The sequence below is a fragment of the Candidatus Thiodiazotropha endoloripes genome (assembly GCF_001708965.1).
Lineage (GTDB): Bacteria > Pseudomonadota > Gammaproteobacteria > Chromatiales > Chromatiaceae > Thiodiazotropha > Thiodiazotropha endoloripes.
The window spans coordinates 1,189,183-1,208,856 of the sequence record NZ_LVJW01000006.1; the positions used below are offsets into that span (position 1 = coordinate 1,189,183).

17 protein-coding genes are annotated in these 19,674 nt (G+C 52.6%); 8 read left to right on the forward strand and 9 right to left on the reverse strand.

The genetic code is table 11. The features are described from left to right. The first annotated feature begins 106 nt into the window (after positions 1 to 106). The 3 genes from A3193_RS16030 (at position 107) to A3193_RS16040 (ending at position 5,651) form a co-directional block, all read left to right on the forward strand. Positions 107 to 643, forward strand: a complete 537-nt coding sequence (locus A3193_RS16030; RefSeq protein WP_069015283.1) for a hypothetical protein — start codon at positions 107 to 109, stop codon at positions 641 to 643. A 118-nt stretch (positions 644 to 761) separates the two neighbouring features. Next, positions 762 to 3,680, forward strand: coding sequence for a chemotaxis protein CheB (locus A3193_RS16035; protein ID WP_069003229.1), 2,919 nt, complete (start codon positions 762 to 764; stop codon positions 3,678 to 3,680). A gap of 18 nt (positions 3,681 to 3,698) precedes the next feature. Then, positions 3,699 to 5,651, forward strand: a complete 1,953-nt coding sequence (locus tag A3193_RS16040) for a putative bifunctional diguanylate cyclase/phosphodiesterase (protein WP_069015284.1) — start codon at positions 3,699 to 3,701, stop codon at positions 5,649 to 5,651. 88 nt (positions 5,652 to 5,739) lie between these two features. Here the strand turns inward: A3193_RS16040 and A3193_RS16045 are convergent, their stop codons facing one another. Then, entirely contained in the window at positions 5,740 to 6,498 is a 759-nt protein-coding gene (locus tag A3193_RS16045) for an oxygen-binding di-iron domain-containing protein (RefSeq protein ID WP_069003227.1), read from the reverse strand. A gap of 198 nt (positions 6,499 to 6,696) precedes the next feature. Between A3193_RS16045 and nfi the strand changes: the two genes are divergently transcribed. Continuing rightward, positions 6,697 to 7,386 (forward strand): deoxyribonuclease V, encoded by a 690-nt coding sequence (nfi, locus tag A3193_RS16050; RefSeq protein ID WP_069003226.1) that lies wholly within the window; start codon positions 6,697 to 6,699, stop codon positions 7,384 to 7,386. Here nfi and A3193_RS16055 read toward each other — a convergent pair. From A3193_RS16055 to A3193_RS16090, 8 genes are all read right to left on the reverse strand, one after another. After that, a complete protein-coding gene (locus tag A3193_RS16055) occupies positions 7,383 to 7,781 on the reverse strand; it encodes a hypothetical protein (RefSeq protein ID WP_069015512.1) in 399 nt (132 codons plus the stop codon). The genes nfi and A3193_RS16055 overlap by 4 nt on opposite strands. 172 nt (positions 7,782 to 7,953) lie before the next feature. After that, a complete protein-coding gene (gene ntrC / locus A3193_RS16060) occupies positions 7,954 to 9,360 on the reverse strand; it encodes a nitrogen regulation protein NR(I) (RefSeq protein WP_069003225.1) in 1,407 nt (468 codons plus the stop codon). Beyond that, positions 9,353 to 10,429: a nitrogen regulation protein NR(II) gene (glnL, locus tag A3193_RS16065; RefSeq protein ID WP_069003224.1), complete on the reverse strand. Its 1,077-nt coding sequence runs from the start codon at positions 10,427 to 10,429 to the stop codon at positions 9,353 to 9,355. The genes ntrC and glnL overlap by 8 nt, the downstream gene beginning before the upstream one ends. Positions 10,430 to 10,730: 301 nt before the next feature. Beyond that, complete coding sequence (locus A3193_RS16070) at positions 10,731 to 11,234, reverse strand: DUF4124 domain-containing protein (protein ID WP_069015285.1); 504 nt, start codon at positions 11,232 to 11,234, stop codon at positions 10,731 to 10,733. 124 nt (positions 11,235 to 11,358) lie between these two features. Further along, positions 11,359 to 12,765, reverse strand: coding sequence for a glutamate--ammonia ligase (glnA, locus tag A3193_RS16075; RefSeq protein WP_069003222.1), 1,407 nt, complete (start codon positions 12,763 to 12,765; stop codon positions 11,359 to 11,361). Between the two features lie 226 nt (positions 12,766 to 12,991). Next, positions 12,992 to 14,128: a cation diffusion facilitator family transporter gene (locus A3193_RS16080; protein ID WP_069003221.1), complete on the reverse strand. Its 1,137-nt coding sequence runs from the start codon at positions 14,126 to 14,128 to the stop codon at positions 12,992 to 12,994. 3 nt (positions 14,129 to 14,131) lie between these two features. Then, the gene (locus A3193_RS16085) at positions 14,132 to 14,362 is read right to left on the reverse strand and encodes a sulfurtransferase TusA family protein (protein ID WP_069003220.1); all 231 of its coding nucleotides are present in this window, start codon (positions 14,360 to 14,362) and stop codon (positions 14,132 to 14,134) included. Further along, positions 14,359 to 15,402, reverse strand: a complete 1,044-nt coding sequence (locus tag A3193_RS16090; protein ID WP_069003219.1) for a tRNA (5-methylaminomethyl-2-thiouridylate)-methyltransferase — start codon at positions 15,400 to 15,402, stop codon at positions 14,359 to 14,361. Before A3193_RS16090 ends, A3193_RS16085 begins: the two co-directional genes overlap by 4 nt. Before the next feature lie 255 nt (positions 15,403 to 15,657). Between A3193_RS16090 and A3193_RS16095 the strand changes: the two genes are divergently transcribed. From A3193_RS16095 to A3193_RS16110, 4 genes are all read left to right on the forward strand, one after another. Then, entirely contained in the window at positions 15,658 to 16,107 is a 450-nt protein-coding gene (locus tag A3193_RS16095; protein ID WP_083218811.1) for a DUF2780 domain-containing protein, read from the forward strand. Between the two features lie 209 nt (positions 16,108 to 16,316). Continuing rightward, complete coding sequence (glyQ, locus tag A3193_RS16100; protein WP_069015286.1) at positions 16,317 to 17,255, forward strand: glycine--tRNA ligase subunit alpha; 939 nt, start codon at positions 16,317 to 16,319, stop codon at positions 17,253 to 17,255. Further along, positions 17,248 to 19,338, forward strand: a complete 2,091-nt coding sequence (gene glyS, locus A3193_RS16105) for a glycine--tRNA ligase subunit beta (RefSeq protein WP_069015287.1) — start codon at positions 17,248 to 17,250, stop codon at positions 19,336 to 19,338. The genes glyQ and glyS overlap by 8 nt, the downstream gene beginning before the upstream one ends. Next, a complete protein-coding gene (locus tag A3193_RS16110) occupies positions 19,335 to 19,673 on the forward strand; it encodes a nucleoside triphosphate pyrophosphohydrolase family protein (RefSeq protein ID WP_069015288.1) in 339 nt (112 codons plus the stop codon). Before glyS ends, A3193_RS16110 begins: the two co-directional genes overlap by 4 nt. Position 19,674 lies beyond the last annotated feature (1 nt).

Consider the following 19,674-nt stretch of genomic DNA (forward strand, 5'->3'; position numbering starts at 1 on the left):
AACGGCATTCTCTCTTGTTATTACCCCACCTGGCATCTAAATTTCTAGAAAGGCGCGCTTAATGCTTTTTTAATAAGCCCTGTTAAACAGATTGTTGTCGGGAATTATGTCCAGCCAAGGCTCAACCATCTACGAATTGGATGCAGAGAACCAGATCTGCCATATCGATGGCGACTGGGACCAGTTTCTGCAGGCAAACACCAATCAACATCAAGACTATGAGAACCTGAAAAAGAGACGGGTTCTCGGCAACAAACTTGAATCCTATGTTCATGACACCAACACCAAGATGCTACTGCAGACTGTCTTTGCCTATGTACGACAGACCCAACAGAGAAAAGCGCTTCCCTATCGTTGTGATTCCGCTGACCAGAAACGTTACATGTCGATGCAGATCGAACCCCTGGCCGATGCGGGCCTGAGGGTCTCCCATACTCAATTGCGTAGCGAACCCCTGGATCCGCCGGTGGTCATCCATTTTGAAAGCACTGGGAATGGTGAGACCGTATGGCGCTGCAGCATCTGCAACCGTATTGAATCTGAACAAGTTTGGCTTGAACCTGACGAAGCCGCACAACGTTGGTGCAGAAACAGTTTCATTGTCAGTTATACCGTCTGTCCGGTCTGTATGAATACGGTTTGATCGTGCCCGATAAGCGTAAAAAACCTCTTTAATTGTTACAAATCAATATCAATACTGTATTAATATGTATAATTTGCTTGGGATTCAAAACCCAAACCAGCACTCCTCAGATAGTGATATGAATGATAAAAACAGCACTGATCCAGAGCTTACAGGTGAGTTGGAAACCGAGGCAAAACCAACTCATATCGTAGGCATCGGCGCCTCTGCAGGGGGACTGGAAGCTATCGAAGCCTTCTTCAAGGAAATGCCGCCGGACAGCGGCGTCTCCTTTGTGGTGATTCAGCATCTCTCCCCGGATCACAAAAGCCTGATGGCGGAACTGCTCTCAAAACGGACCCGGATGCCGGTAAACCGGGCCCAGGATGGTGAGCTGGTAGAGCCCAATTCGGTCTACTTGATCCCGCCAAACAAGAACCTGCGGCTGTTTCACGGTCGTATCATTCTGTCGGAACAGGATCGGGATGCACGAGGCATCAACCTGCCGATCGATATCTTTTTCCGCTCATTGGCAGAGGACCAGGGCGCCAAGGCGATCGCCATCGTACTCTCCGGCACCGGCAGTGACGGTACCAGTGGTATCCGTGCCATCAAGGAAGAGCTTGGCATGGTGATGGTACAGGCGGAAGAGACCGCTGCCTTCGACGGCATGCCGCGCAGCGCCATTGCCACCGGGCTGGTGGATTACATCCTGCCGCCCAATGAGATGCCGACCCAGCTGCTCTCCTATCTGAAACATCCGTTCACCGCCAAGGATGAGTATGCCAGCACCATGCTCAACGACGAGGATGGGGTGACGCGTATCTTCGCCCTGCTCAGGGAGAGCAATAAGATCGATTTCACCTACTACAAACCCACCACCATCATTCGTCGTATCGAACGCCGCATGGCAGTCAATCAGATCCATGATCTGAGCGACTATGTGCGCTTTCTCGAAAGTTATCCGGTGGAACTCAACAGTCTGCATAAAGACCTGCTGATCGGTGTCACCAGTTTCTTCAGGGATCCGGAAGCCTTTGACGCCATTGCCGACAAATTTCTCCCGCAACTGTTCAAAGAGGCGAAAGAGGATAAACTCCGCATCTGGGTCAGTGGTTGCTCCACCGGTGAAGAGGCCTACAGTCTGGCGATTCTCTGTTGTGAGGTGATCGAACAACAGAACCTGAACCTGGACGTCAAGATCTTCGCCACTGATGTGGACCGGGAAGCGATCCTGGCTGCCAGTGCCGGTGTCTTCGCCGAGAGTGCGGTGGCGGATATCGAACCCGGCATGCTCTCGAAGTACTTCTATCGCCGGGATGAAGGTTTCTACATCAGCCGTCAGGTCAGAGAGATGGTGGTGTTCGCCCAGCACAATCTGGTCAAGGATCCCCCCTTTACCAACATCGATCTGATCAGCTGCCGCAATTTGCTGATCTATCTGCAGCCGGTGTTGCAGAAACGGGTTCTCGAACTGTTCAACTTTGCCCTCAATCCGAAAGGCGTACTGTTCCTCGGCAGCAGTGAAACCACCGGTGAGATGGGCGAGTACTTCGATCCGGTCGATCACAAATGGCGAATCTACCAATCCCGAGGCCGACGTCGTCAGTCGGAGCTTTCGGAACCGGCGATCAACTTCGATGCCAAGCGCTGGTATAACAACAACCGTATGTCAGGCCGAGGTATGGCCGCACGCATGCATGAGGAGGAGCGCCTGCTGGAACGCCTGGTGGAAGGTGTGGCAGGAGACTATCTGCCATTCTGCCTGGTGGTCAGTGAATCGCTGGAACTGATGCATGTGGCCGGTGACGCCAAAGACTATCTACAATTTACCACCGGCAAGGTGGTCAATGATGTCTCCAAACTGGTTATCAAGGATCTGGCGATCCCACTCTCCACAGGTCTGCAAAAAGTCTTCAAAAGCAAGGAAGAGCTGATCTACTCCAACATCAATCTTAACCTGGCAGAGAAGCATAAGGTCGTTAATATGCGGCTGAAACCTCTACCGACTAAAAAACGCCAGGTCATGATGGTCGCCGTATTTATCGAAGAGGTTCGTACTTCCACTCAATCCTCCACCTCCTCTTCCGAAACCTACAATGTAGGCAAGGAGGCTCAGCAACGCATCATTGACCTGGAGAACGAACTGCAGTTTACCCGGGAGAATCTGCAGGCAACCGTTGAGGAACTTGAAACCTCCAACGAAGAGCTGCAGGCGACCAATGAAGAGTTGCTGGCCAGTAATGAGGAGTTACAGAGTACCAATGAAGAGTTGCAATCTGTCAACGAAGAACTCTACACGGTCAATTCCGAGTACCAGGGTAAAATCACCGAGCTGACAGAGGTGAATAACGACCTGGACAACCTGCTGTGCAACACCCGTGTTGCCACCCTGTTTTTCGATGAGAATCTGGATATACGACGTTATACCCCTGAGGCCACACAGCTCTTCCGGGTCATCGATCAGGACATCGGCAGGCCGATCAGTCACCTCTCCCACAGACTGCTCGATGTGGATCTGGTACAACTGGCCAAAGAGGTACTGATCAATGAAACAGGGATTGAAAGGGAAAAGATCAATACGGAGAACGGCGAAGAGTTTTTAATGCGTGTCTTTCCTTATCAGATTGCACCAGATACCTACTCCGGAGTGGTCTTCACCTTTGTCAGCACAAGTGGGTTGAGACAGGCGCAAAACAAGCTGGTCGAACAGGAGCTGAGGATGGAGGCCCTGCTCAAGGTCAGCGACGCCTATGTGCTGATCAATGAACAGGGTGAGATTCAGGAAGTCAATCAGGCCTTGACCGATCTGGTTGGCTACGATGAGAGTGAGCTGATCGATCAAAACATATCGATCCTCATGCCGGATGATTTCGCCACTCAGCATGACTATTTCATTCAACGATATCTGAAAGAGGGCAACTCAAAAATTATCGGAACAACCCGTGAAGTCCCGGTCAAACGACAAGACGGAGAGATTATCAATCAACATCTGACCGTAGCGGAAATGGTCATCGGCCAACGACATTGGTTTGTAGGCTTATTAAAAGATCAATAAGCGAATGAGTCTGCAGCAATGGGTAACGACGACAGCAACAAACCTGGCCATCCAAATCATGAGTATATGCGCGAGAGGGCAGAACAGATCGCTCAAAGACGTCAGCGCATCACTTACGAAAAGAAACTGGCTGACCGGGACAGATTACTGCAGGATCTGCATGTTCATCAGATCGAATTGGAATTGCAGAATGAAGAGTTACGCCAATCCCAGGCGAAGTTGGAGTTCACTCATCAACAATATCTCGATCTCTATAACGAAGCCCCGGTTGGATATGCCAGTCTTGATGACAGTGGCCTGATCATACGCTCCAACCAGATGCTCGCTTCCATGCTGGGCATGGAAAAATACAGCCTCACCGGCAAGGCTCTGGCAGAGTTCATGCTGCCAATCGATCAGAACATATTCCGCAGCCGCTTCAATGCCTTTGTCAAGCAGCCTCAAGATAAACATATCGACGTTAGATTCAAAGTTGGCGACAGAGGCACCCATACAAGCAGCTTCATCGGCAGGATTCAGGGCCGGCGGCTGGATAGCGATAATAAATCCGGCAACCAGCACTGGTCTGAAACGATACTTATCGTCATCAGTGACGTTACCGAGATCAAAAAATCTGAAGAGAAAATTCACTACCAGGCGTTTCACGATCTGCTTACCGGTATACCGAACCGGGCATCACTCTATGAGCGACTGGAAAACGCGCTCGCCCTTGCCAAGCGACAACACTCCTTTGGCGCCCTGCTGTTCATGGATCTGGACCGTTTCAAAAACATCAACGATTCTCTTGGCCACCACACCGGCGACAAACTGTTGATCGATTTCACCAACCGGATTCAACAGCATACCCGCAAGGAAGATATGCTGTTTCGGATGGGTGGTGATGAATTTGTCATCCTGCTCGCCGAACAGCATCATGACAACAACATCATGGCCGTGATTGCCCAACGCTTCGCCGAACATGTCATCGAAACATTGAATGAACCGATGATTCTGGGCGGTCACAGTTTTCAGATTACCCTGAGCATTGGCATCAGCATCTTTCCCTTTCAACGAAAAGACAATCTCAACGATGTGGTACGCCAGGCGGATACCGCCATGTACCAGGCAAAAAAAGAGGGTGGGGCAGTGGCCCGCTTTTTTCAGGTCAACATGCAGGAGATGGCCAGACAGCGCATGATCCTCGAAGCGGAACTCCGGGTGGCCCTGGTAGAGCAGCAATTCATTCTCTATTACCAGCCGCAAATGCGTAAAGACGGCACCATCTATGCTCTGGAAGCCCTGTTACGCTGGAAACACCCTTATCGCGGTATTGTGACTCCGGATAAATTCATCCACATTGCTGAAGATACCAACATGATTGTTGATCTCGGCAATTGGGTTTTGCAGACGGTGGTCAAGCAGATCATTGCATGGCAACAACAAAAACTGTTCGATCCCACGATTCGTTATGCCGTCAATATCAGTGCCAAACAGCTTGAGTCCTCCAACTTCTACACTCAGGTGGAGCAGATCATAGAGCGTTACAAGCTCGACCCCAAATGTCTGGTTTTTGAGATCACCGAATCCCTGCTGTTGCCGGATAACAAGGTCGCTACAGACACCCTCAAACAGTTATCGGAATTGAACATCACCTTTTCAGTGGATGATTTCGGTACCGGCTACTCATCGCTGGCAACAATCGATACCGCGCCGATCGGACAGCTTAAAATCGATCGCAGTTTCATCAGTCAACTTCACTGGTCGGAGGAGCAGGGCTCACCAAAATCGAGCAGCCAGTATTCTCTGGTCAATGCCATACTCTCAATGGGTAAGGCATTGGAACTGGAAGTCATTGCCGAAGGTGTGGAAACGGAAGAGCAATTGAAAGTTCTGACACATCTGGGCTGCAAATATCTGCAAGGGTACTATTTCAGCAAACCCATTCCGATTAACCAGATTCCGGAAATTCTGTCCACAGACGAAATCGACTGACACGCTGTCCTCTGAAACAGATTGTTTACCGTTTGAAAAATGACGCTATTGCACAGTGCCGACAATCAGTTCGACTGCGGCTTGATAATCAGGGGAGCTGATAGTTCGCCTGAGTCACCAGATCCACACCGCACTCCAGGTTCTCGATCCAGGAGATGAACTCATTGACCACTTTCTTACCGACAAAAGCCCGACCATGCTGGGGTACGATCATCTCGATATCGAGTTGACGGACCATATTCGCCCACAGTCTGCAGACCTTGTTGGAGTTCATATAGCGGCGGTGGAAGCCCTCCATGTAAGGCATTATCTCAGAGAGCTTCTTCACCGGAGCATTAAGATCCCCCGGTGGCAGATTGGCACCCAAATCCCCGGAGAAGAGAATACGGCTGAGTGGATCATAAAACTGGAAATTGCCTTCCGCGTGAAGGAAGTGTGCGGGCAACGCCATCAGGCGGATATTCCCAAGTTGCAGATTGGTACCCTCATCCGGAATTGCCACAACCCGATCAACCAAGCGGCCAGGGCGTGTGAAATGGGGGATGAAGCGCTCCCACAGGGCAGGCACCACAACCTTACAGTCTGTACCAACCAGCCATTTGTTGACGGAAGCAACGATATCCGGATCCTGGTGGGAGGCAACCACATAATCGAGCTTCTTCACATTCATATAGTCACTGATCGCCATGAATAACCTGGAATAGGTCAGTTCACCACCTGGGTCGATGAGTGCAGCATGCTGATGATCGTAGATTAGAAACTGATTGGCTTGTACGGCTTCACCTGAGACCAGGTCTCTGAATGCCACACAGATATGACTTCCGTTATTGAATAGCTCGACTGACATAATTTTCTGTAGATTTTTCTGTTAAAACTGTACCGCTTGAAGCAGATCCATCCTTGAAATCGATACAGATGTATCGTCCAGTTTCAAGAAAGCTTAAACATGATACAGTAATTTATAAATAATATTAGTTGTTTTCCAGGCCTCTGAACTTCAAGATTAAGCTATTTTTCAAAATTTGTAAGCGGAAATCATCAATTGATGGCCCTAAGCCACCCATGGAACCTGACGCCGAAGGATGCTATAGCCCTACAAAATCAGCTCAGAAGCCAGGTCATCCAAGTTGACCAGATAAGACAACCACGACGCATTGCCGGGGTGGATGTGGGCTTTGAGCAATCTGGAAAAGTAACCCGTGCAGCCATTGCAATTCTCGATTTTCCCTCCCTGCAACTTATCGATCAGGCCATAGCACGGATTCCAACCCAGTTTCCTTATATACCGGGGTTGCTCTCATTTCGCGAAGTACCGGCGATCCTGCAGGCCATTGATAAACTCAGCTGTGTGCCAGATCTGCTGCTTTGCGACGGTCAAGGGTTGGCACATCCGAGACGCTTTGGACTGGCTTGTCATCTGGGTCTGCTGACCGATATCCCATCGATTGGGGTTGCAAAAACCCGTCTTATTGGGAAGCATGAGCAGCTGCCGGAAGAGAAGGGAAGCTGGGTTCCGTTAATGGATCGGGATGAGATTATCGGTGCGGTGTTACGCAGCCGTTCAGGGATGAAACCAATCTATGTTTCGATTGGTCACCGGATTTCACTGGATAGCGCCTTGAACTATGTGTTGGCCGCCACCACGCGCTATAAACTGCCTGAAACCACGCGGGCGGCCCATCATCTTGCTTCGGTGGACAAGTCTGCAGTGACAGGTAGACCTGAGAGTCGTTAGTCAGTATCCCGCAGATGTTCAATGTAGCGGGGTCTCTCCTTCATCGCCAGTTTGACCCCTTCCGCCCAGGCCTGCAGAGGTTCCTGATCTTTGATTTTCAGATCACATCTCGCTCTGCCCTGACTCTCCAAAGGCAGCGGAATCATATCCCGGTAGGTGTAGACATTCTCGCCAACATCCCCCCCTTCGCAGATACAGGGGCATTCGGGTATTGATGATTCAAGCTCCGCTTCCTCAAAGATCAGATCACCCGCCTGGTACCAGCGGGTGCGTTCAGAAGAACCGCTCATGGTCTTGATGATGATCACCCGCGAAAAGGAGATGGTCAGTCTACCGTTTTCGATTTTTACGGACTCGATTTCGCTGTTCGGCAGATCGATTGTACTGGAATCCATGCGACACCTACGTTTTTGAAACTTGAGATCACAACCCCAAGGGGACTGCTTCGGATGCAGCATCTTAACCCCAGTGCACGCTTTGGACAAAAGCCACTCTACCCGGAATTTTCTGGGGATGGATTGAATTACCCCAGCCCGCTGGGCTGAGGGTCTCAACTCAGAATCGAACTCAGCTCTCTTCCATACCGAGCTCTTTGATCTTTCGGGTCAGGGTGTTGCGCCCCCACCCCAGCAGTCTCGCCGCATCCTGCCGTTTACCGGCTGTATGCTCAAGAGCGGTTTCGATCATCACCGTTTCAAAATCGGGCTCTGCTTCATTGAGGATACCTTCACATCCCTCCTGAAGACGCCGTTTCACCCAGCCTCTCAGCAGCTGACGCCAATCATCCTGATCTGATGTGCTGGTGTCGGACTCTTTCAGCTCAGTCGGCAGATCGTCGATATGGATCTCCTGCCCGGACGCCATAACGGTCAACCAGCGAGCGGTATTTTCCAGCTGTCTTACGTTACCAGGCCACTCCAGTTGACTGAGATAGCTTTCCGCCTCCGGCAGCAGGACCTTGTAATCCACCGCCAACTCTTCTGCTGCGGTCTTGAGAAAATAGTTCAGTAGCAAGGGTATGTCCTCACGGCGCTGACGCAGCGAGGGCAGATGGATACGGATTACATTCAGACGATGGAACAGGTCTTCGCGAAACGCCCCCTCCTTGACCAGTCCCTCCAGATGCTGATGAGTCGCCGCAATGATCCTGACATCGACCTTGACCGGTTCGTGTCCACCCACCCGGTAGAACTCACCGTCGGCCAGTACCCGTAACAGTCGGGTCTGTAACTCAGCCGGCATGTCACCAATCTCATCCAGAAACAGGGTACCGCTATCCGCCTGTTCAAACCGTCCGACCCGCCGTGTCTGGGCACCGGTAAAGGCGCCTCGTTCATGACCGAACAGCTCCGATTCCATCAGGTCCTTTGGAATCGCCGCCATATTAAGCGCGATAAACGGTCCCTCCGCACGGCTGCTGTGCCGATGCAATGCGTGAGCAACCAACTCTTTACCGGTTCCCGATTCACCATTGATCAAAACCGTGATATTCGATCGGGCCAGACGACCGATAGCCCGAAACACCTCCTGCATCGCCGGTGCTTCACCGATGATCTCTTTACCCCCATCACTGGTATCGATTTGCGGCTGCTCTTCCACCGTCAACTGTTGACGGCAGGCGCGGCGTATCTGCTGCACCGCCTCATCCACATCGAAAGGCTTGGGCAGATATTCGAAGGCCCCGCCATGATAGGCGGAGACCGCACTATCCAGATCCGAATGGGCGGTCATGATGATCACCGGCAGGGTGGGATAGCGGGCATGCAGTAACTCCAGCAGCTCCAGACCATCCATGCCCGGCATGCGGATATCAGACACAACCACATCGGGCTGGCCTTTATCCAGTGAACTGAGCACACTGTCCGCGCTCTCAAAACTGGTTACCTCCATATCCGCCTTTTCCAGGGTTTTTTCCAAAACCCATCGAATCGAGCGATCATCATCTATCACCCATACGCGGCATGCTCTATCCATCTACCTGCTCCAAAGGAAGTAATACTCTAAATACGGTTTCACCAGGCTTACTGGTAAATTCGATCAAACCCTGATGTCGATTGATCAGGGTCTGGGATATGGAAAGACCGAGTCCCATGCCGTTGCTGCCGGAGACCAGCGGGAAAAAGACCCGCTCCTGCAGCTCCGGAGGAATCCCCGGTCCGTTGTCACAGATCTCGATCGAGATCACCAGGCGGTGGCGGATGTTACCGATGGTGAACTGGCGCAACACCCGACTGGTGATCCCCACCACACCATATGGGCCGGCCGCTCGAACGCCATTTCGGACGATGTTGAGAAATGCCTGAATCAGCTGGTCCATGTCACCGTTCAGGTCGGGAATGCTCGGATCGTAGTTCTTGATCACATTCAGATTCGGCCCGGACTCAGCCTGCACCAGACTACAAACCCGCTCCATGACCTGGTGAACATTGACAGCTTTCATCTCCGGGATCCGGTTTGGTCCCAGCATGGTATCGACCAGATTCTGCAGTCGATCCGCCTCTTCGATGATGATCTGAGTATATTCGGTCAGAGATTGATCGGGCAGTTCACGCTCCAGCAGTTGTGCCGCCCCACGCAGACCACCCAGTGGATTTTTGATCTCATGGGCCAACCCCTTGACCAGCGCGCGACTGGCCTGATTGCGTGACAGGATCTGCTCCTCCCGGGTGATACGCAACTGCCGGTCCACCTGCTGAATCTCCACCAGAAACTCACTCACATACTGACCGGATCGCAACGGGATCACCGTACAGTCCACGGTAATCTCTCGACCCTCCTGCAACTCCAGTTGATGCTCCCTCTCGGTGAAGGGTTGCCCGGTTTCCAGAGAGCGGTTCAGATTGTTTCTGACAATGCCGCTGGAGCAGTAGAGCAGTTCAGCCGCATGGTTACCAACCATCTTCCGCGCACTCACACCAAACAGCATCTCAGCGGCTGAATTGATGAACAGCAGATTGAACTCACGATCAAACAGCAGAATGGCGGTACTCAGGTTGTCGAGTACGCGCCGCTCCATGGAGGGATTAGAGGGTTGTGGATTCATGGCAATTCAACAAGCAAAAACTACACCAACGAACGCAACAACGACCAAATTCAGATTCATCAACCGCTGGTCCGGGGAAAACATGGAAGAATCCAGGGTAACGGGGGTTTTTATGCAACTGGAGCCAGCGAATCCGATCTGCTGCAACCTGATCGTCGAGACAGGTTAAAAAAATAGAAACCAATATGCACCATTATAGTGCATGGAAAGTTTCGGATAGAATCTTTTCCAGACAGAATAGCGGCCGTTTTAGACCACGCCGGAAGATATCGAGGGATTGAGAGGATAGCCGGTGTGGCGATCAGTTGACGGCGGCCTGGCGTAGATGGAAGGTGGTTGATCCACTCTGTTTCACCATCTCGCCCTCAGCGTCGACGATTTCGGCCCTGATCGTATGGGTACCGCGACTGAGTTGCTGTAGAACCAATTGTGTGGTTTTGATCTCCGAGTCGAGCTTCTTACCATCCACATAGAGATGGATAGCATGGCCGTCGAAGAGTGGCGGTGAGATGGAGAGACCGACAGAGACGGAATTCTCATCGCTGCGAATCGTCTCATCATTGGAAGGCTGTACGATATCGAACTGCAGATAGTCGCCTGTGGCAGCGGCATCCGCTTCCTTGTCGAGTTCATCGACTTTCAAGGATGTCTTCTTTTTCGAATCCTGCACCCGGATTGTATCCGCGCCGGGCTGGTAGTTTTCGGAATAGACAACCTCGCCTTCCGGGGTAATCCATTTATAGACGTCCCTGGCATGCAGTGGCTGAACAACTAACGGCAGAAGAAGCAGGATCAGAATGCGCATGTGCCAAGCATAGTCACTCCGTAGATAACTAACAAGCGACGAAGTTCGCAAATAAAAACACCTTCCAATTATTAGGAAGGTGTTTTTAATCCGCTGGCTGAACTGTTTCAGTCAGACAACTTGATCAGAGGCTGTAGTAGAGATCGAACTCTACCGGATGGGTGGTCATCCGCATGGTGGTGACATCTTCCATCTTCAGCTCGATATAACCATCGATCAGATCGTCTGTGAAAACACCACCGGCTGTCAGGAAGTCACGATCCTCATCCAGTGCTTCCAGCGCCATATCCAGACTGTGGCAAACGGTTGGGATGCTGGCCGCCTCTTCAGCCGGCAGATCATAGAGATCCTTGTCCATGGCATCGCCCGGGTGGATTTTGTTCTGAATACCGTCAAGTCCGGCCATCATCATGGCGGAGAAGGCCAGATAGGGGTTGGCGGTGGGGTCAGGGAAGCGAACTTCGACACGACGCCCCTTGGGACTGGATACCCATGGAATACGGATCGAAGCGGAACGGTTGCGCGCGGAGTAGGCGAGCATGACCGGGGCTTCGAAGCCCGGTACCAGACGCTTGTAGGAGTTGGTGGAAGCGTTGGTGAAGGCGTTCAGTGCACGGGCATGTTTGATGATACCGCCAATATAATAGAGTGCGGTTTCAGACAGACCGCCATACTGATCACCGGCGAAAACATTCTCACCACCCTTGGCCAGGGATTGGTGCACATGCATACCGGAACCATTGTCACCAACGATCGGCTTGGGCATGAAGGTGGCGGTTTTGCCGTAGGCGTGGGCAACATTCCAGGTACAGTATTTCTGGATCTGAACCCAGTCGGCACGTTCTACCAGGGTGCTGAAGCGGGTGCCAATTTCACACTGACCTGCAGTTGCAACCTCGTGATGATGAACTTCGACAGGTACGCCCATCTCCTCCATCGCAAGACACATGGCGCCACGCAGATCATGCAGGGAATCCACCGGAGGTACCGGAAAGTAACCGCCTTTCACCCCGGGACGGTGACCGATGTTACCGTCTTCGTAGACCCGCTCCGAGTTCCACTCCGCCTCTTCGGAATCGATCTTCACCATGGCACCGCTCATATCGACCCTCCAGCGAACATCGTCGAGTATGAAGAACTCAGGCTCCGGACCAAAGTAAGCGGTGTCAGCAATACCGGTTGAAGAGAGATAGGCCTCTGCGCGTTTGGCGACAGAGCGGGGATCACGCTCATAACCCTGCATGGTGGATGGCTCAAGGATATCGCAGCGCACATTCATGGTGTTTTCGTCGGCGAACGGATCCATCACACAAGTGGCATCTTCCGGCATCAGAATCATGTCTGACTCATTAATGCCTTTCCAGCCGGCGATGGAAGAACCGTCGAACATCTTGCCATCAGTGAAAAACTCGTCGTTAATCTCACTAGTGGGCAAGGTGACGTGCTGCTCCTTACCGCGGGTATCGGTAAACCGAAGATCAACAAATTTCACATCATTGTCTTTGATCATCTTAAAGGCTTTTGAGGCCATCTTATTCTCCAGGGTTTAGGTTTATGCAATGCCGATCCGTGTCGGCAAATCTTTATTTTGGCGGCCTGGCAACTATACCAGAAGCACCGCGATACGCATCATGCCGTGATATTCTAGCGCCGAATACAGAGCAAATATCCATGGACGGTCTCCCTTCATCTCCTGTCATACGCTGCATTGCGCACAAATTTGGTGCGCATACGGCCGATTTCGCCCTATTTTGGTGCTAACCAAACCAGACCTGCACAGTTCTAAACACCTCTGAACCGGATAGAGCCTGCTGATAGCGCTGGGTCAGCTGATCGGCTTTTTCACTCGACTCGAAGCAGTGGGGTGGCAGGTAGAGGTCGATATCGATCCGGCCCGACAGATAGTGCAGTACCACACGCTTGCGCTGATCGAAGCAATCCATACCCGACCAGTGCTCCTGCAGCAGTTTTTCCGCCTCTTCCCGCAGTGGCAGGTTGGCACAGGATGGCCCGGCCTCATCATCTTCCGGATCGATGTGTACCGTGACATCCTCCAGCAGATCGACCCGATCGATCAGACCATACTGAACCACCTCGGCAATTCTGTGGCCCTCGGATACACTCAACCAGGGATCCACCTGCACATGAACATCGGCGAGGGCATGTCCTCCCAGTTTTCTGGTTCTCAGCATATGCACGCTGTTGACCCCGGAAACACTGGCGATCACCTGACGGATCTCAGCCAGAGACTCCTGTTCAAGCCCGGCATCCGCCAATTCGTGGATCGCCTGCCAACCCAGTTCCCATCCGATCTTGACTACCATCAGGCCGACCAGAACTGCGGCAATGGCATCCAGGTAGGGCAGCCCCAGAATCGTGCCCCCAATACCGACCAGCACCACGATCGATGAGACGGAATCACTGCGATGGTGCCAGGCATTGGCCTTCAACAGATCGGAGTTGATCAGGTTGGCCAGATGACGGGTATAGAAAAACAGCGCCTCATTGGCGAGGATGGAGAAGGCCGCTACATAGAGGGTCAACAGCTCCGGCTGCAACAGATCTTCCGGTGAGAAGAGTCGCTCAACCGCATCCCAGATGATGCCGGCACCAACCGTAAGTAGAAACCCCCCAAGCACCAGTGTGCCAACGGTTTCGAATCGCCCATGACCGTAGGGATGCTCCTCATCCGGCGCCTCATTGGCGTGACGGGCAGCAAAAATCACCAGTGCGTCGGTGAGTAGATCCGAGAGAGAGTGGATTCCATCAGCAATCAGTGACTGGGAGTGACCCAACCAGCCGAATAGGATCTTCAATACCGCCAGCACACTGTTGGTGACCGCACCTACGATTGCCGCTTTTCGGCTTACTTTATAGCGATGATCCCGGTTCATACTCTACTCGCCTACTACTTCCACAACCACGATATACTCCCCATCATCGGTTCTGGTCTCCACCAGTCGATGGCCATTAATTCTGCTCCAGGCCGGAATATCATTCAACGCTCCCGGGTCGGTGCAGATCGCTTCCACCAGGCTACCTGCCGGCAGTTCCTCAATGGCGTTCTGCACTTTGATCACCGGCATAGGACAGAGCAGCCGGCGGCAGTCGATCTGGTGTCGCTTCATATCAGCCAATCTTTCGGAATCTCATGGGGCTTCATGGGATCGACCCTCAACTCGCGGGTCTCGCCGGCCAGATTGGTATAGGCCAACACCACCTCATCCGCATTACGGCCCTGGCTGTATCGGGCCACCAGTCTGCCGATCAATTGCACATCCTGATCGGTCACTTCACCATCGATCAGTGCCAGCGGTCCCCCATGACTGACCGTCTTGATATGCGGAAAACCTTTTCGATACCCCTGCAGAAAATTCGACTCACCCTCTTCACGGGCAATGATCACTTTATAGCCCTTGCTGGGTCTCAGGTGGCGACCCACCTTGAGCAGCATGATATCGTCCATCTCATAATCACGGCTTCCCCGGGCCTGCCACAGATCCTTCAACTTCACCGCATACTGCTCATCAGTAAGAAAGCAGCAACCACCGGCCGGTTGGGCATAATCCTCGAATCCCAGACTGGCAGCCAGGGCCATTTGCGGCTTGCGGCTGCGACCGGAGAAATCGAACAACTGTTGCCGATCCACCCAGCCCTCTCTCTCCGGCAGAGTCTCTGGCAGATTCTTCGCACACAGGGGTCGCAGCAGCAGATCGCTGGCACCCGATTCATCGGCAACGATCGGCATCGTCTCCTTGCGTTGTGACATCGGTCGCTGACCGATCACCTCACCGGTAATGATGAAGTCGAAGCCTTTCCGCTCGATCCATTCATGGGCCTTGCGTACCATGAACACCTTACAATCGAGACAGGGATTCAGATTCGCTCCATAACCATGCTTCGGATTGGTCAGGACCTGCTTGTACTCATCGACAATATCCTCGATGTGCAGCTTCATGCCGAGTTGTTCCGCCACCCAGAGAGCATTGTTGCGTTTCTGTTTATGCTGGTCCCGTTTGCGAATGGCATGGGTGTGTCCCTCGACACAGAAACCGGTAAAGAAGTTGATGCCTTCCACATGAATACCCTGGTCCTGGATCACCCGGGCCGCCAGCAGCGAGTCGAGACCACCGGAGATCAGTGCAACTGCCTTTCTTTGTTCGCTCATGAAAACTTGTCGATATTAAAAGGGTGAATTATACCCGAAACCCGCTTGGTTAGGCTTTAAGATCAAGGCTTGGAAGTCAATTACCGGAAATTCGCAAGGATTGGCGGTATTTCACGTCGATTTGCGGCAATCGCTTCATTGTAAATCCTAGCGCTTACAAACTCTGCAACATCCTTTTACAAAACATGGGATCTCTCCCCATCCAGATGAGAATATAATGGTCCGACCAAATTAATACTGAATGAGGATGGACCTATGAAAAATCTTGCCCGCACGCTACTAACCCTCACCCTGCTGTTTTCCACCGCTTCGGTTTTTGCCAATGGACTGCTCGATGCACTGACCAGTCAGCTTGGTGTCACCAGTGAGCAGGCATCAGGTGGCGCCGGATCGCTGTTTCAGATGGCGCAAAACAACCTCTCCACAGAGGATTTTTCACAGATCACCTCCGTAGTACCCGGTATCGACAAGATGATGGCCAGCGCCCAATCCTCCAGTAAAGAGTCCGGAGCCGTGAGTGCCGTCGCCTCGATGCTGGGCGGTGACAGCTCGGCCGGTAACATGGCCAGCCTGGCCTCCGCTTTCGATAGTCTGGGCATGGATTCGAACATGGTTGGTCAGTTTGTACCGATCGTGCTCCAATACCTGCAATCCGAGGGAGGTGAAAGCATCATGTCGATGATGAAAGGGGCACTCTCCCTGTAGGTGTAAGCGAACCACAAATCCCGATTCCGCCGGTTCTCCTGGCGGAATCCGGCTCAATTTGATCCCCCGAACCTCTCCGTTCAACCAAAGATTGAAGCAATTTCGCCCAAATCGCCATTCTGACCCACGTGGACTGCCCTCAAGTTAGCCAACAGCAGGCGGCATCGTTATACTTACGCGGTTTTCATCCACATCAACGGGGCCTCGTTGTGAATCAAGCGGCAGAACCGAAACAGCGAAACATCCAGACTTTTCAGGATCTGATTTTCGCACTACAAGACTATTGGGCAGACCAGGGATGCATCGTGCTACAACCCTATGATATGGAGATGGGTGCCGGTACCTTCCATACCGCAACCTTTCTGCGATCCATCGGTCCGGAACCCTGGAATGCGGCCTATGTACAGCCTTCCCGCCGACCCACGGATGGGCGTTACGGGGACAATCCCAACCGTTTACAGCACTACTACCAGTATCAGGTGGTGATGAAACCATCCCCCAAGAACATCCAGGATCTCTATCTGGGTTCTTTACAGATGTTGGGCCTGGATCTGAATCTGCACGACATACGGTTTGTCGAGGACAATTGGGAATCCCCCACATTGGGTGCCTGGGGTCTGGGCTGGGAGGTCTGGCTCAACGGCATGGAAGTGACCCAGTTTACCTACTTCCAACAGGTGGGAGGCCTCGACTGCCGCCCGGTGACCGGTGAGATCACCTATGGCCTGGAGCGAATCGCCATGTATCTGCAGGGTGTGGAGAGTATCTATGACCTGGTCTGGACCGAGGGACCTCAAGGTATCGTGACCTACGGTGACGTGTTCCACCAGAATGAGGTTGAGCAATCCGCCTACAATTTTGAACATGCCGATGTGGATTACCTGTTCGGTCGGTTCGATCAGTGTGAAAAGGAGTCGCGCAAACTGATTGAACTGGGCCTGCCCCTGCCAGCCTATGAACAGGTACTTCAGGCATCACACACTTTCAACCTGCTCGATGCACGCCATGCCATTTCGGTCACAGAAAGACAGCGCTATATTCTTCGGGTAAGAGGTCTGGCACGAGATGTGGCACAAGCCTATTACGACGCCAGAGAGCGTCTCGGATTCCCCATGCTCGAGTCATCAAAGGAGGCTGCTAATGGCTGATCAAGCAGACCTGTTGTTTGAACTGGGTACCGAAGAGCTGCCACCCAAAGCCCTTAAGCGACTCAGTCAATCTCTTACCGAATCATTCATTGCCGGACTCAAACAGGCCAATCTTAAACACGGTAAAGTTGAACCTTTCGCCACACCCCGACGGTTGGCCCTGCTGGTCAGGGACTGTGATGTTCGACAACCCGACAGTGAGATGGAGCGTCGCGGACCCGCCGTTCAGGCCGCATTCGACGATGCGGGCAACCCCACCAAAGCGGCTGAGGGTTTTGCACGATCCTGTCAGACAACCGTCGATCAGTTGCAACGACAGAAGACCGACAAAGGGGAGTGGCTGAGCTACCGTGTTCACTCAAAAGGCAAGCCTGCAGAAGAACTGCTCCCGGAGATCGCCACTCAGGCTCTCAACAAACTGCCGATACCCAAGCGCATGCGCTGGGGTGATTCGGATGCCCAGTTTGTACGTCCGGTTCATTGGCTGCTGTTTCTGCTCGGAGATCAGGTGGTACCCTGCACACTGCTCGATGCAGAAGCGGACCGCTTGACCTATGGTCATCGCTTTCACCATCCCAATGCAATCACCATCTACAACCCTCAGGATTACGCCTCCGTACTGCAAGATCTGGGCTACGTAATCGCGGATTTCGAACTCCGTAAACAGAAAATCTCGGAATCTGTACAGCAGAGTGCATCCGAGCTTGATGGCGTGGCCGATCTGGATACCGATCTTCTGGATGAAGTCACCGCACTCAATGAGTGGCCACTACCGATTACCGCCAGCTTCGAAGAGCGGTTTCTGGCGGTACCTCAGGAGGCCCTGGTCGCCACCATGAAAGGCAACCAGAAGTACTTTCCACTGTTCACCGGTGACGGCCAGCTGATGAACCATTTCATCACCATCGCCAATATCGACAGCCCTCAACCGGAACTGATCCGGGAGGGTAACGAAAGGGTAATCAGACCGCGCCTGGCGGATGCCATGTTTTTCTGGGAACAGGATGGCAAAAAATCCCTCGCAGATCACCAGGAATCCCTCAAACATGTGGTCTTTCAGAATCAGCTGGGCAGCATGTACGACAAATCACAGCGGGTTGCCGAACTGGCAAAACGCATTGCTGAGGAGAGTGGTGGTGACAGTGAGCTGGCCTATCGTGCCGGACTGCTGAGCCGTTGCGATCTGATGACCAACATGGTCTACGAGTTCCCCGAGATGCAGGGCATCATGGGTCGATATCAGGCTCAGCGTGATGGGGAACCCGATGAGCTGGCACAGGCGCTGGACGAGTTCTACATGCCGAGATTTTCCGGAGATCAACTACCGCAGACTGCAACAGGCATCGCCATCTCATTAGCCGAAAAACTCGATACCCTGGTGGGTATCTTCGGCATCGGCCAAAAGCCTACCGGCGACAAGGATCCGTTCGCCCTGCGACGCGCTGCACTCGGTGCACTGCGTATCATACGTGAGCACTCACTTAAACTGGACCTGCCAGCACTACTTGAATCAGTCGTAGAATCATTAGGTGACAAGCTGACTGAGGAGAAGCTGGCCGCATCCGTCTATCAGTTCATGTTGGAGCGTCTCAAAGGCATCTACAGTGAGTTGGGTATCAGCGTGGATCTGTTTCAATCCGTTGCCGACGTCTCGCCCAAGACCCTCGCCGATTTCGATCAACGGGTGTGGGCCATCGAGGCCTTCAGCAAGTTGCCGGAGGCGGAAAGTCTGTCAGCGGCAAACAAACGTATACGCAATATTCTGAAGAAGAGCAATGATCCGCTGGCGGATAGAGCTGACCCAGCCCTCTATGAGGATCAGGCCGAGCATCAGCTCGCTCAAAAAATGGATGAACTGGCACCCTTGGCACAACCGCTTTTCGAAAAAGGTGAGTATGCCAAAGGGCTGCAGATACTCGCGGGTTTGAGAGAACCGGTGGACAACTTCTTCGATCAGGTGATGGTCATGACCGATGATCAGAAGATACGTACCAACCGTTTGTCACTGCTCTCCCAACTGGAGAGACTGTTTCTCTCTGTCGCAGACATCACCCGTCTGCAGGTACAGGAAAACCAGTCATGAATGAGGACTCCTACCAGCAGATGCTGGCAGCGGTACAGGCCTTTCACGACAAACATCGATTTCGTGAAACTGGTGGTGAAGAGATGAACTACCGGGTAGCGCTGATGGCTGAAGAGCTGGGGGAGGTCTCCGCCTGTGTCACCAAGGGGAAACCGAAAAGCGAGCTGGCAGAAGAGGTAGCCGATCTGCTGATCCTGGTAATGGGTACTGCCATTGCCCAGGATTTTGACCTCAACAAGGCGTTCTGGGAGAAGCTCGCTAAGCTCGATAAACGGGATTCCCGAATGATCAACGGACGAGTGCGAGTCTCTGAATTCAGAGATCAAGACTGCTAGT

Bases quoted from the DNA above. Each gene is read 5' to 3' on its own strand.
- A3193_RS16030 (WP_069015283.1), top strand. From the start codon at position 107: ATGTCCAGCCAAGGCTCAACCATCTACGAATTGGATGCAGAGAACCAG.
- A3193_RS16035 (WP_069003229.1), top strand. From the start codon at position 762: ATGAATGATAAAAACAGCACTGATCCAGAGCTTACAGGTGAGTTGGAA.
- A3193_RS16040 (WP_069015284.1), top strand. From the start codon at position 3,699: ATGGGTAACGACGACAGCAACAAACCTGGCCATCCAAATCATGAGTAT.
- A3193_RS16045 (WP_069003227.1), bottom strand. From the start codon at position 6,498: ATGTCAGTCGAGCTATTCAATAACGGAAGTCATATCTGTGTGGCATTC.
- nfi (WP_069003226.1), top strand. From the start codon at position 6,697: ATGGCCCTAAGCCACCCATGGAACCTGACGCCGAAGGATGCTATAGCC.
- A3193_RS16055 (WP_069015512.1), bottom strand. From the start codon at position 7,781: ATGGATTCCAGTACAATCGATCTGCCGAACAGCGAAATCGAGTCCGTA.
- ntrC (WP_069003225.1), bottom strand. From the start codon at position 9,360: ATGGATAGAGCATGCCGCGTATGGGTGATAGATGATGATCGCTCGATT.
- glnL (WP_069003224.1), bottom strand. From the start codon at position 10,429: ATGAATCCACAACCCTCTAATCCCTCCATGGAGCGGCGCGTACTCGAC.
- A3193_RS16070 (WP_069015285.1), bottom strand. From the start codon at position 11,234: ATGCGCATTCTGATCCTGCTTCTTCTGCCGTTAGTTGTTCAGCCACTG.
- glnA (WP_069003222.1), bottom strand. From the start codon at position 12,765: ATGGCCTCAAAAGCCTTTAAGATGATCAAAGACAATGATGTGAAATTT.
- A3193_RS16080 (WP_069003221.1), bottom strand. From the start codon at position 14,128: ATGAACCGGGATCATCGCTATAAAGTAAGCCGAAAAGCGGCAATCGTA.
- A3193_RS16085 (WP_069003220.1), bottom strand. From the start codon at position 14,362: ATGAAGCGACACCAGATCGACTGCCGCCGGCTGCTCTGTCCTATGCCG.
- A3193_RS16090 (WP_069003219.1), bottom strand. From the start codon at position 15,402: ATGAGCGAACAAAGAAAGGCAGTTGCACTGATCTCCGGTGGTCTCGAC.
- A3193_RS16095 (WP_083218811.1), top strand. From the start codon at position 15,658: ATGAAAAATCTTGCCCGCACGCTACTAACCCTCACCCTGCTGTTTTCC.
- glyS (WP_069015287.1), top strand. From the start codon at position 17,248: ATGGCTGATCAAGCAGACCTGTTGTTTGAACTGGGTACCGAAGAGCTG.
- A3193_RS16110 (WP_069015288.1), top strand. From the start codon at position 19,335: ATGAATGAGGACTCCTACCAGCAGATGCTGGCAGCGGTACAGGCCTTT.